This window comes from Agreia sp. VKM Ac-1783, from assembly GCF_900177765.1.
In the GTDB taxonomy this organism is placed as follows: Bacteria; Actinomycetota; Actinomycetes; order Actinomycetales; family Microbacteriaceae; genus Agreia.
In genome coordinates this window covers 37505-54503 of record NZ_FXWI01000005.1, presented here as the reverse complement: position 1 = coordinate 54503, position 16999 = coordinate 37505, and the positions used below count along the sequence as shown (strand labels likewise).

The 16999-nt window shown below is 67.2% G+C and carries 23 protein-coding genes; 10 read left to right on the top strand and 13 right to left on the bottom strand.

The genetic code is table 11. From position 1 onward, the window contains the following. Positions 1-8 precede the first annotated feature (8 nt). Both CCK87_RS15960 and CCK87_RS15955 read right to left on the bottom strand, forming a co-directional pair. The gene (locus CCK87_RS15960) at positions 9-614 is read right to left on the bottom strand and encodes a hypothetical protein (RefSeq protein WP_086462421.1); all 606 of its coding nucleotides are present in this window, start codon (positions 612-614) and stop codon (positions 9-11) included. Then, entirely contained in the window at positions 611-946 is a 336-nt protein-coding gene (locus tag CCK87_RS15955; RefSeq protein ID WP_086462420.1) for a PadR family transcriptional regulator, read from the bottom strand. The genes CCK87_RS15960 and CCK87_RS15955 overlap by 4 nt, the downstream gene beginning before the upstream one ends. Positions 947-1018: 72 nt before the next feature. Between CCK87_RS15955 and CCK87_RS15950 the strand changes: the two genes are divergently transcribed. Next, complete coding sequence (locus CCK87_RS15950) at positions 1019-1540, top strand: GNAT family N-acetyltransferase (protein ID WP_086462419.1); 522 nt, start codon at positions 1019-1021, stop codon at positions 1538-1540. Between the two features lie 175 nt (positions 1541-1715). Next, positions 1716-2552, top strand: coding sequence for an alpha/beta hydrolase (locus tag CCK87_RS15945; protein WP_086462418.1), 837 nt, complete (start codon positions 1716-1718; stop codon positions 2550-2552). 77 nt (positions 2553-2629) lie between these two features. On the opposite strand, the gene CCK87_RS15940 is transcribed toward CCK87_RS15945, so the two are convergent. Genes CCK87_RS15940 through CCK87_RS15920 form a run of 5 tightly spaced genes read right to left on the bottom strand, consistent with a single transcriptional unit; the run spans position 2630 to position 5819 of the window. Then, a complete protein-coding gene (locus CCK87_RS15940; RefSeq protein WP_086462417.1) occupies positions 2630-3085 on the bottom strand; it encodes a GNAT family N-acetyltransferase in 456 nt (151 codons plus the stop codon). Positions 3086-3139: 54 nt separating this feature from the next. Next, on the bottom strand, positions 3140-4027 hold the full coding sequence (locus CCK87_RS15935; protein WP_086462416.1) for a hypothetical protein: 888 nt from the start codon (positions 4025-4027) through the stop codon (positions 3140-3142). A gap of 30 nt (positions 4028-4057) precedes the next feature. Continuing rightward, complete coding sequence (locus CCK87_RS15930; protein WP_086462415.1) at positions 4058-4501, bottom strand: GAF domain-containing protein; 444 nt, start codon at positions 4499-4501, stop codon at positions 4058-4060. 39 nt (positions 4502-4540) lie between these two features. Continuing rightward, complete coding sequence (locus tag CCK87_RS15925; protein WP_212638251.1) at positions 4541-5104, bottom strand: DapH/DapD/GlmU-related protein; 564 nt, start codon at positions 5102-5104, stop codon at positions 4541-4543. Between the two features lie 55 nt (positions 5105-5159). Then, positions 5160-5819 (bottom strand): phosphoribosylanthranilate isomerase, encoded by a 660-nt coding sequence (locus CCK87_RS15920; RefSeq protein ID WP_086462611.1) that lies wholly within the window; start codon positions 5817-5819, stop codon positions 5160-5162. A 42-nt stretch (positions 5820-5861) separates the two neighbouring features. On the opposite strand from CCK87_RS15920, the gene CCK87_RS15915 reads away from it, so the two are divergent. The 5 genes from CCK87_RS15915 to CCK87_RS15895 all read left to right on the top strand — a co-directional run bounded on the left by CCK87_RS15915 (position 5862) and on the right by CCK87_RS15895 (position 10280). Further along, complete coding sequence (locus CCK87_RS15915) at positions 5862-6746, top strand: siderophore-interacting protein (RefSeq protein ID WP_170927324.1); 885 nt, start codon at positions 5862-5864, stop codon at positions 6744-6746. 70 nt (positions 6747-6816) lie between these two features. Beyond that, positions 6817-7767, top strand: coding sequence for an iron-siderophore ABC transporter substrate-binding protein (locus CCK87_RS15910; protein WP_086462413.1), 951 nt, complete (start codon positions 6817-6819; stop codon positions 7765-7767). A 47-nt stretch (positions 7768-7814) separates the two neighbouring features. After that, complete coding sequence (locus CCK87_RS15905; RefSeq protein ID WP_249273946.1) at positions 7815-8774, top strand: iron chelate uptake ABC transporter family permease subunit; 960 nt, start codon at positions 7815-7817, stop codon at positions 8772-8774. After that, positions 8774-9781, top strand: a complete 1008-nt coding sequence (locus CCK87_RS15900; protein ID WP_086462411.1) for an iron chelate uptake ABC transporter family permease subunit — start codon at positions 8774-8776, stop codon at positions 9779-9781. The genes CCK87_RS15905 and CCK87_RS15900 overlap by 1 nt, the downstream gene beginning before the upstream one ends. 115 nt (positions 9782-9896) lie before the next feature. After that, entirely contained in the window at positions 9897-10280 is a 384-nt protein-coding gene (locus tag CCK87_RS15895) for a hypothetical protein (protein ID WP_086462410.1), read from the top strand. Between the two features lie 32 nt (positions 10281-10312). Here the strand turns inward: CCK87_RS15895 and CCK87_RS15890 are convergent, their stop codons facing one another. The 4 genes from CCK87_RS15890 to CCK87_RS15875 form a co-directional block, all read right to left on the bottom strand. Next, on the bottom strand, positions 10313-10567 hold the full coding sequence (locus CCK87_RS15890; RefSeq protein ID WP_086462610.1) for a DUF4287 domain-containing protein: 255 nt from the start codon (positions 10565-10567) through the stop codon (positions 10313-10315). Positions 10568-10620: 53 nt separating this feature from the next. After that, positions 10621-11049 (bottom strand): hypothetical protein, encoded by a 429-nt coding sequence (locus CCK87_RS15885; RefSeq protein WP_086462409.1) that lies wholly within the window; start codon positions 11047-11049, stop codon positions 10621-10623. A gap of 42 nt (positions 11050-11091) precedes the next feature. Beyond that, positions 11092-11592, bottom strand: coding sequence for a hypothetical protein (locus CCK87_RS15880; RefSeq protein WP_140162894.1), 501 nt, complete (start codon positions 11590-11592; stop codon positions 11092-11094). A 90-nt stretch (positions 11593-11682) separates the two neighbouring features. Further along, the gene (locus CCK87_RS15875) at positions 11683-12474 is read right to left on the bottom strand and encodes an SDR family oxidoreductase (RefSeq protein ID WP_086462407.1); all 792 of its coding nucleotides are present in this window, start codon (positions 12472-12474) and stop codon (positions 11683-11685) included. An 88-nt stretch (positions 12475-12562) separates the two neighbouring features. Here CCK87_RS15875 and CCK87_RS15870 point away from each other — a divergent pair, with 88 nt between their 5' ends. Further along, positions 12563-13054: a MarR family transcriptional regulator gene (locus CCK87_RS15870; RefSeq protein ID WP_249273945.1), complete on the top strand. Its 492-nt coding sequence runs from the start codon at positions 12563-12565 to the stop codon at positions 13052-13054. 176 nt (positions 13055-13230) lie between these two features. Here CCK87_RS15870 and CCK87_RS15865 read toward each other — a convergent pair whose 3' ends face one another. After that, positions 13231-13857, bottom strand: coding sequence for a response regulator transcription factor (locus CCK87_RS15865; protein WP_086462406.1), 627 nt, complete (start codon positions 13855-13857; stop codon positions 13231-13233). Then, the gene (locus CCK87_RS15860; RefSeq protein WP_086462405.1) at positions 13854-15044 is read right to left on the bottom strand and encodes a sensor histidine kinase; all 1191 of its coding nucleotides are present in this window, start codon (positions 15042-15044) and stop codon (positions 13854-13856) included. Before CCK87_RS15860 ends, CCK87_RS15865 begins: the two co-directional genes overlap by 4 nt. A 163-nt stretch (positions 15045-15207) precedes the next feature. Between CCK87_RS15860 and CCK87_RS15855 the strand changes: the two genes are divergently transcribed. Then, entirely contained in the window at positions 15208-16272 is a 1065-nt protein-coding gene (locus CCK87_RS15855; protein WP_086462404.1) for an FtsX-like permease family protein, read from the top strand. Then, on the top strand, positions 16269-16985 hold the full coding sequence (locus CCK87_RS15850; RefSeq protein WP_086462403.1) for an ABC transporter ATP-binding protein: 717 nt from the start codon (positions 16269-16271) through the stop codon (positions 16983-16985). The genes CCK87_RS15855 and CCK87_RS15850 overlap by 4 nt, the downstream gene beginning before the upstream one ends. Positions 16986-16999: the final 14 nt, after the last annotated feature.

The window sequence follows — 16999 nt, the reverse complement described above, 5'->3', positions numbered from 1 at the left end:
AGAGCCTGCTACGGCTGCGAAGGGGCGCGCCACCCGCGCTTGTTGGCCCGAACCAGCAGCACGATACCCTCGATCGGCAGCACGATGAACATCACGATGAACACGAAGTGCCACTGCGCCACAAAGGCGAAGGCCAGCGTGGGCTGATTGGTCTGAGTCGGCTGGTTCTGCCCGAACAGGCTCGCCACGAACGAGATCGCGAGCACGATCAGTCCGGCGGCGAAGGGCCGCACCCATGCGACGATCTTCTCGCGACGCGTCCACGCCTTGGCCATGCTGACCCAGACGAGGCCGACCAGCGGGCCGATGATCGGCACGACGAACGTGCCGATGATGAGCACGAGCACGGCGGCGATCGAGAACGCCCGACCCGGAGCAGCTTCTGCGACCGGGGGCGCAGGAGCGGGAGGCATCTCGGCGCGTGCCTCTGCTGCGATCAGCGCGGGGTCGTCCATCTCGGCGATGCGGGCGGCGGCTGCGTCATCGTCGAGCCCGGCGAGTTCTTCGCGGATGCCCGACACGATCTCGAGGCGCACATCGGGGTCGACTCCTGCAAGCGCCGCATCGAGGCGGGCGAGATAGGTCTTTACGGTGTTCGAGGTCTGTTCGGTCATGAGCCGCTGTCCTTTCCGACGAGCTGATCAACGGTGGCGGCGAAGGGCGCCCACTGCAGCCGGAACGATTCGAGCTGCGCCTCGCCCAGAGCCGTGAGTCTGTAGTACTTGCGCACCGGACCGGAGACCGATGCCTCGTCGTAAGCCGTGACGAGCCCCTGACTGCGCAGACGGGCGAGCATGGGATAGAGAGTTCCGATGCTCGCGATCAGGCCGCTCGAGACGAGCTGCTCCGAGAGTTCCCAGCCGTACATGGCCTGCCGCGAGAGCAGCCCGAGCACGCAGAACTCGACCACGCCCTTGCGCAGCTGGGTTCCGACATCCGCTACCATGCATCACACGATACGTGCGATGCAAGATAGTTGCAAGTGCCGCCGTAGCGCACCGCTCGCAATACTGGTCTGATGACACCACTCGATGGCGCCCCGGGCGCGTTGCACCTGTCCGTGCGTCGGGCGGATCTGTCAGGACCGGACGGCGAACGAGTGAGTCAGCTCGTCGAGGCGTACCTGAGGCAGACCGAGCGAGAGAAGGCTGCGCAAATCGGTGGTGCTTCGCTCGACGCCGCTCTCCCCGCGCGATACCGGTCCGAGATCGACGAGCCGGCGACAGCGTATGAGGACTCGGTCGTTCATGTGGCCGAGTCAGACGGAGAGATCGTCGGCATGGTCGTGGTGCAGACGAACAGCACGACGCGAGAGATCAAGAGGCTCTGGGTCGCCCCCCGCGCCCGCGGCCAGCGGGTCGGCTCGGCGTTGCTCGACGCGGCGACGGACCTCAGGGATCTGCCGGTGCGCCTGACAGTGTGGGATTGGCGCGACGACGCCATCCGGCTGTATCGCGCGCGCGGTTTCGAGACGGTGGCGTCGTGGGAGGAGAGACCGCGGCTGGTCTGTATGCAGTTGGAGCCCGAGCGAACTCACTGATTGCGACGGATGATCGGAGGCTCACTGGACAGATGTCGCAACCCTCGCATTTTCCCTCGATTGCGCCGTTCAGCGGGGCTACTGTGAAGACGCTCCTCACCTCATCGACGAGCGCAATTCCCACACGCAGTCGTCCCGAGCACGACTTGGTTCGACACGAAAATGGAGGTCAATCATGGCGTTTGTGACCGTAGAAGACGGCACCGAGATCTACTACAAAGACTGGGGATCGAAGGACGCCCAGCCCATCGTGTTCCACCACGGCTGGCCCCTGTCGAGCGATGACTGGGATGCCCAGATGCTGTTCTTCCACTCGAAGGGCTACCGCGTCATCGCGAGCGACCGCCGCGGTCACGGCCGATCGACCGATATCGGCACCGGTCACGACATGGACCACTACGCGAGCGATGTCTCGGCCGTCGTCGAGCACCTCAACCTGAAGAACGCCATCCACATCGGACACTCGACCGGTGGCGGCCAGGTCGCGCGCTACGTCGCGAAGTACGGCGAGCCGCAGGGCCGCGTAGCGAAGGCCGTGCTCGTCTCGTCCGTTCCGCCGCTGATGGTGCAGACCGACGCCAACCCCGAGGGAACGCCCATCGCGGTCTTCGACGGATTCCGCGAGGCCCTCGCAGCCAACCGTTCCGAGTTCTACCAGGCCGTCGCATCCGGCCCCTTCTACAGCTTCAACCGCGAGGGCGCGAAGGTGTCGGAGCCGGTGATCGCGAACTGGTGGCGTCAGGGCATGACGGGCAGCGCGCTCGCCCACTACGAGGGCATCAAGGCCTTCTCCGAGACCGACCAGACCGAGGATCTGAAGGCGATCTCGGTTCCCGTTCTCGTCACCCAGGGTGACGACGATCAGGTCGTGCCCTACAAAGACGCGTCGCTGAAGCAGCACGAGCTGCTTCAGAACTCGACCCTGAAGGTCTACGAGGGCTACCCCCACGGCATGCTCACGACGCACGCCGACGTGATCAACCCCGACCTGCTGGCGTTCATTCAGCAGTAACGACGTCAGCCTCAGCGCTCGCGCTGACAGCACGCGGCGCACTCCGGACAACCCGGGGTGCGCCGTTCGTCATCTCGTCAACTCGTCAGTAGGCATGACCACGCGACCTCGCGGTCCAGCTGCCCCGTCTCGACGAAGAGTCGCACCTGGTGCGTATCGGCGAGGGCTGACGCCAGTTCGCCTCGGTCGGCACCCGTGAAGCCCAGCTTCTGCCAGAACGGCCCTGACCTGCGTGAAAACAACCACGCGCGCTCCACGCCCCTCTGCCGCGCGGCATCCATCGCGAATCGCGCGAGTCGGGAGCCGGAACCCGCGGAACGCTGCTGCGGGTCCACCGCGACACTCCGGATGAGCGCGTGTCGGCCATCCGCACTGAGCTCGAAGCCCGTGCTGCCGACGATTCGGCCACGCTCGTCTCGCGCGACCCAGAGGTGCACGCCCGGCGCATCCAGCCCTGCCAGAGTCAGATCGGCAGCCCTCAGAAACTCTCGAATCGAGCCGGTGTCAGAGGGCGACACCTGTTCCAACTCCACACCTCGATTATGCCCGCGCCGCGGGCGGCGGATCGAATCGCGCGGTTGCGCCCGTCAGCCGGATCTGCTGTAAAAATTTCCGTCGGGCAGCCAGGTCACGTCGACCAGCAAGAACGTTCCGGTGTCGGGATCGTCTGCCTGCACAGTTCCCGGGTTCTCGTAGGAACCTCTGATGGTGAGCCCTGACTCTGGAAACGACTCAGCGTCGACGCAGCTCGCAGCCATCTTGCCCTCGGGCTGAACAAGAACCAGGCACACGTCCTGTCCGCTGGCTGCCCGCGCCACGTACACCGGCGGGGAGTCCACGAGTGCGCGGAAACTGAGGACGTCGAACTGCGGTTGGTTCAGTGCGTTGGGAGGAACGTCCGCGACGACCTGAGGCTCGTCGAAGATCGCAAGGGCTCCCGTCGTGTCGACCGCCGGCGCCTCTCTCTGGTTGCCCACGAAACCGCCTGCCAGCACGCCGATCAGCGCAGCGATGACCGCTACCGACGTGAGCACCGTCGCTCGGTAGAAGCGCCGTCTCGTGATCCGCACGCCCGCCTCCCGCTGCGAAGGCTCCGGATGCGACGGCTCCGGATGCGACGAGTCGGCCTGCTCGGCGCCCCGAGCGATGGCTCGCGATTCCGCGGCGAGGCTCGCGGCGAGGGCGGCGCGAGTCGCCGCACGCTCCGATTCGATTGTCTGAACCAGCCTGCGCAGCTGCTCTGTGGCCGCCGCGGTAGCCGGTGATGGAACGCCGTAGACGACCGCTTCCAGGGGCTTGAGTTCGTTCAGCGGCGAGTGGCGTCCGCTGGGAGCGGGATCGTTCGGGTGCGTCATCCACCACAGTGCATCGAGCGGATCATGGACACCCGTGTAATGCTCGACGAACTCGACAAGCAGCCCCGGGTCGGATGCGACGCGCTCGGCATCCGAGGGCGAGAAGCGCGGGTTGGGCATGGCACTCAGCTTGTCACGGCGCCACGACGTCTACAGCGCAGCCAAGACCGGAACGATGCGGGCGGCAAGCGCGACTGCGGCGTGCACGGAAGACTGGTCGTATCGGCCAGCGGCATCGAGCAGGTTGATCGAGCCGATCGTGGCACCCTCGTGCACAACGGGAACATTGATGATCGCTCCGCACCCGAGAGACTCGATGAGTTCATGGTCTGCAAAATTCGCGCGAAGGTCATCGACGTCGAGACTCACCCAGGGCCGTTGCTGCACGACGACGCGGTCATACCAGGGGTCGTCGTCTCCCTCTCGAAGCGGCTTGTCCCGGTCTCCGACCGGATAGCTCCCGGGATCGGTCGAGTAGACCCGGGTCATCTCGTCCTGATCCACATCGATGGTCGAGATGGTCACGAGTCTGGCTCCTGGAGATCGGCGGGCCGCTGCCGCTAGATCGTGAAGAGCATCCTGCGGATCGCTCATCGTGTCGGTTTCCTTTCGGGTCGGGTGGCGTGTTGCCGCTTAGAGTTCACGCATCAGGCGTGCCGGCACACCGCCGACGAGGGTGCGGGGTGCGACATCCTTCGTGACCACCGCACCCGCCGCGACGACCGCGTCGTCTCCCACGGTCACACCTTGCAGGATCGTCGCGCCGGCTCCGATCCACACGCCGCGGCCGATCCGGATCGGAGCGCAGGTGCACACGGACCGGCGGGTGTCGGGGTCGAGGGAGTGCCCTCCGCTGATGAGCTGCACGTTGGGGCCGATCATCACGTCGTCACCGATATCGATTCCACCGACGACCACCGCCGTGCATCCGTGGTTCACGAAGACGTTTCGACCGAACCGCAGATTGCGGCCGCCATCCGGATAGAAAGGGGGCAGCACCCGCACGGTCGGTTCGAGCTCCTCGCCGATGAGCTCAGCGAGAACCTCACGCATCGCGGCGAAGTCTCCAGGCGCAACCGCGTTGATCCGTGGAAGGAGCGTCCACGCGCGAGAGACCTCGTCGACCATCGCACGGGACAGCTCGGATCCGCTCTCGAAGGTGATGCCCTTCGACGGTGCCGCTGCTCTACTGTCCACCGTCTGACACTAACAACGGCCGCCCGCGACAAGTCGACCATGGTCCCGACTCAGTTCAGATCGTGCGGCGTTCGCGTGGAGACGACGACGACGACGACGCGACCGACCGGGCACTGGCCACGAACCGCTCGATGAGCGCGTGGTCCTTGATGCCCGGAGCCGACTCGACGCCGCTCGACACGTCGACTCCCGACGGCCGCGCTTCGCTCACGGCCTGTGCCACGTTCTGCGGGTCGAGTCCACCGGCCAACAACCAGGAGCCGGTAGGCCGACCCGCCTGCAATGCACCCAGATCCCAGCGCTCGCCCGACCCGGCGCGGGGTGAGTCGATCAGCAGAATCTCCTCGCCCCAGGAGTCGAGGTCGGACGCGACCGTCGCAGCAGCGAGCGACGTGGCCCGCCACACGCGCGGAAAGAGTTCGAGCGTGCGCTCGACCTGCGGCCGGTCGAATCCATGCACCTGCAGTACGTCGACGCCGCATCCGTGCGCGGCGGACGCCGCAGCTTCGGGGGTGAGCCCCTTCGTCACGAGCACGGTGGTCGCCCGCCCGGCGGTGTGGTCGATAAGTCGGCGAGCCGTCTCAGCATCGACGAACCGAGGGCTGCCTTCGGCGATCACGAAACCGACGGCATCCGCCCCCGCCGCGACGGCCACATCGATCGCAGCCTCGGTGCGGAGGCCGCAGATCTTCACCAGAAGAGACGGGGAAACCATGCGGGTGAGCCTAGCGGGCCGGACCCCGCTAGGCTCCCTCGGGTGACGATCGTGCCCGGAATCCCCGCGTACCGCCTCTTCGACACCCGCGTCATCCGCACCCGCAGGATCACACGCACGTTCGTGCGCGTCACGCTCGGATCGCCGTCGCTTCGCCACTTCGCTCCGTGGGGCCTGGACCAGCGGCTCAAACTCATCCTTCCGCACGATGTGACCCACACGGCGGCGCGACGGCAACCGTGGCAGGGGCCGTTCTCGGGCGACGTCGACGGACTCTCGGTCACCGAATGGCGGGCCGCCCTGGCCGGCATGCCCGCAGACGAACGCCACCTCGCGCGCACCTATACAACAGGCAGCGCACGGCCGCAGGAGTGCGAACTCGACATCGACTTCTTCATCCACCATCCGACCGGGCCCGCCTCGAACTGGGCGACCTCCGCCGTCGCCGGCGACCGCATCCTTGTCTCAGGGCCGGATGCGCGGGCGAACGATCGGCGGCACGGCATCCAATGGCGGCCGGCCGAGCCGCCCACCAACGTACTGCTGCTCGGCGACGAAACGGCGATTCCCGCTCTCAACGGCATCGTCGCATCCCTCTCCCCTGATGCCCTGGGCAGCATCGTGGTCGAAGCAGACGACGTCGGGGCGTGCCCCACGATCGAGCGCGTTCCGAGCGGCGTGAGCGTGCAGTACCTCGCGCGCGATGGCCGGCTTGCTGGCGAGGCTCTCTCTGCCGCCGCACACTCGTGGGCCGCATCGGATGCTCGTGCCGCACGGGCCGCCGACGAAGCTTTCGCCGCCTGGATCGCGGCGGAGAGCTCTGCGGTTTCGCGGCTTCGTTCCATCGTCGCCGACGCTGGAATCCCACGCAAACTCGTGCACTCTCAGGGATATTGGAACCACGGTGCACGTGGTTCGAGGATTTAGATAGGGTACCCTAACTTGAGTCGCCATCGTCGTCGACGCCTCCACCCGACGTCGAACGAGAGAACCCTCCATGCCCCCGCTCCGCCCTGCATCCCGTCGCCTCCGACGCCCCGCGCTGATCGCCGGCCTCGTCGTTGCCGCTCTGGCCTTTTCCGGCTGCTCAGCCACAACGACAACTCCTGCCGCAACCGGTGCAGCGGATGCGGGCACCATCACGGTGACGCACGCTCGCGGCGAGTCCGAGGTTCCGGCCCAGGCCAAGCGCGTCGTGGTTCTCGAGCCCGTTGCGCTCGATGCCTCGGTCGCTCTCGGAGTCATTCCGGTCGGTGCGGCCGTTCTCAACGAGGCCGCTGGCATCCCGGCATATCTCGGCAAGGCGGCGAGTGGCATCCAGTCGGTCGGCACGGTCACCGAGCCCAATGTCGAGAAGATCGCCGCGCTCAAACCCGATCTGATCATCGGCACCGAGTCGCGCCACTCGGCGCTCTACGACCAGCTCTCCTCGGTCGCGCCCACGGTCTTCCTCGCCTCGCAGGCAGACCCCTGGAAGGACAACGTGAAACTGGTGGGCAAGGCGCTCGGCCTCGCTGACCAGGCTGACACCCTGCTCGCGGGTTACGACGCCCGCTGCGACGAGGTCAAGGCCGAGTTCGCCGTCGAGGGCAAAACCGCGCAGCTCATCCGACCCCGCGACGGCCTGCTCACGGTCTATGGACCGGAGTCGTTCGCCGGAAGCACGCTCGAGTGCGTCGGATTCACCACGCCGGCAAGAGACTGGCAGAACTCGATCTCGGTCGATCTGTCTCCCGAGAAGGTCCTCGAGGCCAGCGCCGATCTCGTGGTCGTGACGACGACGAACGTCGACGACCCGACCACCATGCCCGAGGCGATCACCGCGAACCCGTCGTCGTTCCCCGACGTGCACCTCGTCGACCAGTCGTACTGGATCACCGGAGTAGGACCGATGGGCGGCTTGAAGGTACTCGACGACATCGAGAGCATCCTCCGCGACGCTCAGTGACCAGTCACCCGACCCGACGGTTTGTTCTCTTCGTCGCGGGCGCCTGTGTGCTTATTGCACTGCTCGTCGTTCTCTCGCTCGTGGTCGGCGCGAACACGGTCGCGCCGACCATGCTCCTCGACACCCTGGCGGGCAGAGGAACCGAGGAGTCGCGCTTCATCCTGTTGGATCAGCGGGTGCCGCGGACGGCGGCGGCGCTCGTAGTCGGAGCCGGACTCGGTGGCGCGGGCGCACTCATTCAGGCGATCACGCGCAATCCGCTGGCCGATCCGGGCATTCTCGGCGTCAACGCCGGAGCCGCGGCCGCCGTGGCGGTCGCCATCGTGTTCCTCGGCGCCGCCAGCCCGGGCCAGTATGTGTGGTTCGCCTATGCCGGGGCCTTCGTTCTGACGGTGGCGGTATTCCTTCTCGGTTCCGCTGGCCCCCGCCGGGCCGACCCCCTCACTCTCACCTTCGCCGGTTTGGCCGTGGGCGCCGTCCTGTCCGGACTCACGACCGGTCTCACCCTCACCAACCCCGACGCCTTCGAACGGATGCTCGGTTGGTCGGCCGGCAGCCTGCTCGTCCGCGGCTTCGACGTGACGACCCCGGTTCTTCTTCCACTGGCCGTGGGCATCGCGCTCGCGCTCGCGATCGGTCCGGCGCTCAATGCCATGGCACTCGGCGACGACGTGGCCGCAGGTCAGGGCGTGAGCGTTCCCCGCACTCGGCTGCTGGCCGTGGTCGCCATCACGCTGCTCGCCGGAACGGCCACCGCCGTCGCCGGCCCCATCTCGTTCGTCGGGCTGATGATGCCGCACGTCGTGCGGTGGATCGTCGGAGTCGATCACCGTCGGATCATCGCCGGGTCGATCGTCGCCGCGCCCGTTCTGGTGCTCGCCTCCGACATCGTCGGGCGGCTCGTGGCTTTGCCCGCGGAGATGCCCGTGGGTATCGTCACTGCATTCGTTGGCGCTCCCGTTCTCGTGCTGCTGGTGCGGCGCAATCGACGGGTGACGGGGCTGTGATGCATCACGCACGACGGCGCATCCGCCCGGCAACCGTGAACCTGACGCTGATCGCGGTGATCGCCGTTCTCGCCGCGATCGGAGCGATGTCGGGCGACTTCCCCATCCCCTTCCCCGATCTGATGAAGGTGATCTCGGGCACGGCGAACGACCTCACGACGACGGTGGTGCTCGAGTGGAGACTGCCCCGCATCGCGGCGGCGATCGTGGTCGGTGCGGCCCTCGGCGTCGCCGGCGGCCTGTTTCAGACGGTGACGCACAATCCGCTCGCCAGTCCCGATGTGCTGGGCCTGTCGAACGGCGCCTTCGTCGGGATGCTCGTATCGCTCGTCGTCGCCGGCTCATCTGTCGAGTCGCGCACGATCGGCGCCCTCGTCGGTGGTCTCGCCACGGCTCTGCTCATCTTCGCGTTCTCTCGTGGGGTGGGATTCGGGGGCTTCCGCTTCATCATCGTCGGCGTCGCGATCTCGTCGATGGCCGCCGCATTCGGCACCTGGCTACTGCTGCAGGTCGACCTCGACACCGCTCTGTTCGCCTCGGCCTGGGGCGCGGGCACCCTCGCCGGCGCGACCGCAGGAGGCGTAGCCGCCGCGGCGGTGCTCATCGGCCTTCTGCTCGCCGTGATCCCCCTGCACGTTCGCGCGCTGCACCAACTCGGCCTGGGTGACGACGTCGCCATCGTCACGGGAGTGCGCATTTCTGTCACCCGCATCACGATGCTCGCGGTCGGTGTGGTTCTCGTGTGCGTGGCGACGACCGTGGCAGGGCCCGTTGCCTTCGTCGCCCTCGCTGCCCCGCAGATCGCGAAACGCCTCGTCGGCACTCCGCACATCCCGCTCCTGACCACGGCCCTCTTCGGTTCAGCCATGCTCAGCGGCTCCGACCTGATCGCCCAGCACGCACTGCCGGTCACGCTGCCCGTCGGCGTCGTCACCGTGGTCGTCGGCGGCTGCTACCTCGTCTGGTTCCTCGTCAGGGAGGCACGGGCAGGAAGGCGTGCCGGCTAGAGGCACCCACGACTCGAGGTCAACCCCCTTTTCGGCGGCCGCCGCACCCTAACTAGCGTCGAAACAGGAGTCCGGACAGCCCGGACCCGCTTCGATACAGAACTGAGGTCGCGTTATGGCACGCTGGACAGCAAGAATTCTCGGCATCATCGTCGCCCTTCTGGCGGTGGTCGGCTTCTTTGTCGAAGGCGAACACCTCGCGGGCATCGCGAATGTCGACCTGACTCTCGACATCGCGCGCGTCATCATCGCCGTAGCTCTGCTCTGGGTCGGCTTTGGTCGCACCTCCGCGAGCGCGCTCCGCGCAGTGCTGGCGATCGTCGGCATCATGTACGTCGCCATGGCCCTGCTGGCCTTCGCCGACTCGACCCTGTTCGGCCTCCTGCCGACGGGATTCACCGGCTTCGACATCGGATTCCACCTCGTCACGGGAATCATCTCTGTGATCGCCGCCTTCGTGCCGGTCAGCAATCGAGGGCCGGTCACCGCGCGAGCCTGAGGCCACAGGTCACGCCAGCGCCGCGTGACGCATCACTGCGTGGCGAGAGCCGCCTTCACATAGGCGACGATGGCGTTGGCGTGTCCGTGCCCCAGCCCGTGTTCCGACTTGAGCGTCGACACGACCTGCATGTGAGGGTGGTCGGCCAGTTCGACCACGACGAGATCGAGCCACTCCTGGATGGGCTTGCCATAGGTGCTTTCGATGCTCGGAAAGTACGACGCCGGCCCCTTCAGCTTCGATCCGTCGGTGGGCTGCTCGGGGGCGACAACGCGGTGGCTGGTCATGGAGTCACGATAGAAGACGAGGCTCCCCGCGGCAACGCCCATGGCCGCCCAGATCAGCCGCTCTCAGCCCGACCTCTCTCGACGAAGAGGTAGTCGGCGACCTTCATCCAGTCGTCGCCCGCGACAGGTGTGTCGCTGAGCATGTAGTTCGGCGTGCCCTCGGCACCGACTGTCAGAGGCAAGCCGCTCGAGCATCCGCTGACACCGACGTCGCCCTCGAAGATCATGAGGCACGTGTTGCCTTCAGTATCTCCGGTGCCCTTCGCCGCGTAGAACGTCGTTTCGCCCTTCTGCCAGAGCAGCCGGGTGGAATCTGCGTCGACAGAGGCCACCACATTCCCCGTTCCGCCGGCCGGCAGCGCATCGCTCGCCGCCTGGTCGCGGTCGAAGACGTCGAGCCCTCCGACCGGTGCGCATGCCGAGAGGGCTGCAGTGAGTGACAGCGTCACCACCGCCCCCGTAACCACCGTCGATGTCTTCATGTCTTCAGCCTTTCCAAAGCATCGTTGTCGTGCACGGTCAGATCAATCGACGGTCGAGCATCGGGAGGTCGCCTCGATCGTCAGCTTCGGGGCAGGGTCCGTGGCGGAGGTGGCGGAAGGCTTGAGAGTGAACAGCATCAGTGAACGGCTGGCCAGGGTGAGAATCGGCGCTGGCCCCTGCTCGGACCTCATGGTCGCGCTCCACCCCTCCTTGGCCGCGTACGTGGCCGAGAGTTCGCGCACCCACCCGGTCAGATCGAATCCGTCGACCGTCACGATCGATCGCTCGACGGCGACGAGCGTTCCCTCCCCGCCGTCTGGACACGGCTCGGTTCGGATGGTGTCCGCGGCCGATAAGACTGCGTCCTGTGGAAGCTGCCCCTGCAACTCGTCCATGCCGTCGGTCACCTGGGTCGTGACGTCGTCGACGGTCAGCGAGTTCACCGATGACGAGAGAGCGAGGCCCGTAGCGACGATTCCTACGAGCAGAACGATGCAGGCGGCGGCCAACACCACGGTCGGATGCTCCCGCACGACTCGCATCGCGTTTTCTCCTTCGATCGCCTGCCTCAAGTCTGCCCGCTCACTCCCGAGGGGCAAACGAGCGATGAGACCCGACATCCCAAACCCCGCCTAGAGCATCGTCGTCAGCACTCCCCCGTCTGCGCGCACGGCGGCACCATTCGTTGCCGACGACAGCGGGCTCGCCAGGTAGGCGGCGAGGTGGGCGATCTCGTCGGGTTCGATGAAGCGCTCGAGCAGCGACGTCTGGTTCTGCCCGATGATCGCCGACTTCAGCGCTTCGACCGGCATCCCCTGCGACTCGGCGATCTGACCCACGGTCGCCGCCACTCCATCGGAATACGTGGGTCCGCCGAGGATCGTATTGACCGTCACCTCGGTTCCGCGGGTCAGCTTGGCCAACCCGTTGCCCAGGGCGATCATGGCTGCCTTGGTGACGCCGTAGTGCGTCATGTCGGCGGGCACGTCGACGCCCGATTCGCTCGAGATGAACAGGATGCGCCCCCACCGGTCTGCGAGCATGCTCGGCAACAGCGCACGCGACAATCGCACCCCGCTCATGACGTTGACGTCGAGGTAGCGCGCCCACTCGGCATCCGTCACGTCGGCGAAAGCCGCCACGTCGAAGAGCCCGACGTTGTTGACCAGAATCTCGACGCGACCGATCGACCCGATCAACCGCTGCACGTCGTCGGCGTCAGAGAAGTCGGCGGCGATGCCCGAGACGACAGCGCCGGCGACCTCACGACGCAGACTCTGCACGGACTCCTCCACCCGATCGGCGTCTCGCCCGTTGATCACGACCTCCGCGCCCTCGCGAAGAAGGGCTCTCGCGATGGCGTATCCGATGCCCTGGGTCGAGCCGCTGATGAAGGCGCGCTTGGTGGCGAGCTGCAGCTCCATGGTGTGTTTCTCCCTTTTTACTTGACTGAGCAAGTAAAAAGATAGACGATTTCACTTGACTGGGCAACCAATCGCGTAGTCTTCGACTGTGAACGACGTGAACCCCTCCACCCTTAGCGGCGACGAGCTATCGACGTGGGCGGCCCTCGCCACAGTGCTCGAGTGGCTGCCACCGGCGCTCGACGCCCGGTTGGTACGCGACTTCGATCTCACGCACTTCGAGTACGGAATCCTCTACGCCCTGGCCGCGGCTCCGCGGCGAACGCTCCGCATGAGCGTTCTCGCGGGATACGCGAACAGCTCGCTCTCCAGGCTTTCTCGCGCGGCGACCCGGCTCGAACGACGCGACTGGATCAGCCGCACGCGCGACCCCGCCGACGGGCGCTCGACTCTCGCCATCCTGACCGCTCGAGGTCTCGAGGTCTTCGAGAACGCAACGCCCGTGCACGAGCAGACGGTCACGGAGCTCGTGCTCGATCCGCTGACGAGCGCTCAGAAACTGCAGCTGCGCGCGATCAGCGAACGCATCCAGCGCGCCATCCGCGAGAAAGAAGGGTGGGGACCGCCGAGCACGGCTTGAAACGGGAGGAAAATCACGCATCCATCGTGAATACAGCGTCGGATCGTCAAAACTCCTCCCGTTGTGCGGGGTTTGGTCGGAGATTCGAGGGTCCCGTGCTCCTCTGCTCGCCGGATGCCCCGAATCTCCGCCCGACTGCGGGAACACCCGGACCGCAGCCCGACCGAGGGCGAGCCCTAACGCAGGATGCCGCGAGTGCGGGCGGCAGACACGGCCGCGGTGCGCGAGCTCACGCCCAGCTTCGTGAAGATGTGCGCGAGGTGCGACTTCACCGTGGTCTCGCTCACGAACAGATCGCCGGCGACCTCGGTGTTGGACCGGCCGGCCGCCACGAGCTCGAGAACCTCTATCTCGCGCGAGCTCAGACTCGCTTGCGGCGCCCGCATGCGGCTCAGCAGTCGCGACGCGATCACCGGCGCGAGGGCGCTCTCGCCCGCCGCCGCCGCGCGCACCGCCGCGATGAGTTCGTGTGGCGGGGCGTCTTTCAGCAGATACCCGCTCGCCCCGGCCTCGACCGCGCCCAAGATGTCGGCATCCGAGTCGTAGTTCGTGAGCACCAGAACGTAGGGCGCGGCGTCGAGAGCCCGGATGCGCCTGGTCGCGTCGGCGCCCGTCGCCTGCGAGCGGGCGCCGAATTGCAGATCCATGAGCACGACGTCGGGGTTCTCGTGCACGGTCGCCGCAACGGCTTCGTCTGGCGTGGATGCCTCGGCGACGACCTCGATGTCGGGTTCGAGGCCGAACAGCGCGGCGAGTCCGGCGCGAACGATGGGGTGGTCGTCGGCGACGACGAGCCTGATCATGCGATGCTCTCGAGGGTGAGATCTACGCGCACGGTCGTTCCCCGACCGGGCGACGACTCCACCGACAGGAGGCCTCCGAGCTGGGCGACACGCTCCCGGGCCGCCTTCAGACCGAACGAGTCCGACCGGCCCCCACGAGCATCCGCCGCCTGAGGATCGAAGCCGACACCGTCGTCGACCACGGTGAAACGCAGAGTCGAATCGTCGGACTCGAGTGAGATCACGGCGCCCGAGGCCTGCGCGTGCTGAATGACATTGGCCACCGCGCCCTGGGCGATTCGCAGCAGCGCGGTCTGCAGGTGCATCGGCAGCTCGACGGAATCGGAGACCCGCACCGCGACGTCGAGGCCCTGCGCCTTCCACTGCCCGGCGGCCAGCCGGCGCAGAGCACCCCCGAGCCCGTTGTCGTCGAGGTCGGGCGGGGTGAGTTCGCGGATGAAGCGCCTGGCTTCGGCCAGATTGTCGGCCGCGGTCTCACGCGCGAGCCGGATGTGCTCCACGCCCGGCCGGTCGGGGTCGGCTCGCTCCGCCGCGTGCAACAGCATCTGGATGCTCGACAGCCCCTGGGCGAGCGTGTCATGGATCTCGCGGGCGAGTCTCGCACGCTCTGCGAGGACACCCGACTCGTGCTCTGTCGCCGCGAGCTGCCCCTGCGTCGCGAGCAGCTCCCGCATCAACTCCTCGCGCTGCTGCGCCTCACGGGCGAGCGCCTGGTAGCCGAGGCCGATGAGAAGCGCGACGCCGGCGCCCACGAGCGGACCCACGATGCCGCCGACGGTCCATCCGCCGTGGATGCCGAGGGCGCAGATCGCGACGACGGTCGCCGCCACGATCGCCGCCGACCCCCACCAGCGGCCGAGCAGATGCAGATAGAGAAAGAACAGGGGGAAGACGAGGTAGGCGGCCTCGGGAGTGAGCCACACCAGGGCGATCCACTCGAGGGTGATCGCGCCCAGCCACAGAGAACCCGCGATGCGACGCCGGCCCGAAACGCGAGCCGCCCGGGCCACGACTCCCCCGAACGCGTAGGTGACGAGGAGCAGAATCGCGAGGCCGATGACGACTCCGCCGCGTTCGCTCGGATCCACTGCGGCGCGAACGATCACCAACACCGCGAGCGCCGCGAAGAGAATATGCAGCCCGGTGCGCAGCCCCACGAAGACAGGGGTGAGCGCCGAGTGAGCCATGAATCGAACTCTACGCGTCGGCTCGGCGGCGTCATCCTCCGAAAGTACGACTGCGGGCCCGATACATCGGTCGTTCAGCGCCGTGCGGGCGACGGATGCCTCGGGCTGGCTTCGGCGGAAAAGTGAGGAGGGTCATCGCACCGGTGACACGAAAGGACGCTTTATGTTCGTCGCACTCCGCGACCTGCGCTTCGCCCGGGGCCGATTCATTCTGATCGGCTCTGTGGTCGCCCTCATCACGATTCTCGTCGGCTTTCTCAGCGGCCTCACCGGAGGGCTGGCCACCCAGAACATCTCGGCGGTTCTGCAGCTGCCCGGCGACCGGATCGTCTTCTCGAGCCCGGGCGGCGAGGCCGCGAGCTACTCCGACTCGACCGTCACCGAGAAACAGGCCGCAGCATGGGCGGCGACCGATCGTGTCACCTCGACGCAGCCGATCGGCATCACCCAGACCCGCGCCGAGGCGGGAGACACCCGGGCAGCGATTGCTGTCTTCGGGGTACAGCCCGGATTCAGGCCCACCTCGCCCACCCAGAGCGGACACGTGAGCCTTGCGGCGCCGGCCGCGAAGGACCTGGGGGTGTCGGCCGGCGACTCCGTCACGATCGGAGGATCCGACTACGTCGTCGACAGTGTCGCCGGAGATGCCTGGTACAGCCACACTCCGGTCGTCTGGATGACGCTTGCGGACTGGCAGGCCGACGCGGCAACCACCGGCAACCCCGACAGCTATGCGACCGTGCTGGCCGTATCCGGAACCCCCGACTGGAACGCGGCCGACGCCGCCACCGCGACCGTATCGACGAGCATCCTCGGCTCGCTGACCGCGCTCAGCGCCTTCCGCTCGGAGATCGGCTCCCTCCTGCTGATGGTCGCCATGCTCTTCGGCATCTCCGGTCTGGTCATCGGCGCGTTCTTCACGGTCTGGACGATGCAGCGCAAGGGCGACGTCGCCGTGCTCAAAGCCCTCGGCGCGAGCACCCGGTCTCTGCGAGTGGATGCGTTGGGCCAGGCGCTCGTCGTTCTGGTCGTCGGCATCGCGGTCGGCCTCGGCGTCGTCACCGCGCTCGGGCTGCTCGCCGGCTCGGCGCTGCCCTTTCTGCTCAGCCCCCTCACCACCCTGCTGCCCGGAGCGATCATGATCGCGCTCGGGCTGGCCGGAGCAGCGTTCGCGCTGCGCTCCGTCACCTCCGCCGACCCCCTCACCGCCCTTGGGAGCACCCGATGATCCGCCTCAACGACATCACTCTGACCTTCGCCGACGGCGACAGGCGAGTCACCGCAATCGACCGTGTGTCGCTGACGGCGCATCCGGCAACCGTGACCGGCATCACCGGGCCCAGCGGCTCGGGCAAGTCGAGCCTGCTCGCGGTCGCCGCCACGCTCATCCGGCCGGACTCGGGCGAGGTGCTCATCGACGGAGTCGACGCCGGCCGTCTGAACGCGACGGAGGCCACCGAGCTGCGCCGCGAGAAGATCGGCATCGTCTTCCAGCAGTCCAACCTGATTCCGTCGCTCACGGCGCAGGAGCAGCTGATGGTCATGAACGAACTCGGGGCGCGACGCGGGCGGACCGGGCGACGTGGCCGAGCCGTCGCATCCGATCGCGCAGCGATGCTGTTGGACGCGGTCGGCCTGGCCGACCAGCGACACAAGCGACCGCACCAACTGTCGGGCGGCCAGCGGCAACGGGTCAACATCGCCCGCGCGCTGATGAACGAGCCCAGCGTTCTGCTGATCGACGAGCCGACGAGCGCGCTCGATCAAGAGAGGGGCGCGAGCATCATCGAGCTGATTCTGCGGCTCACCGCCGAGCTCGACACGTCTACGCTGCTCGTCACCCACGACCTCGTGCACCTTCCGCGCATGCACGCGGTGCTGCGGCTGGTCGACGGCGCGCTCGTCGACCAAGGTCTGCGGATCGACGCCACCCGAGATTGAGCACACGTGGATCC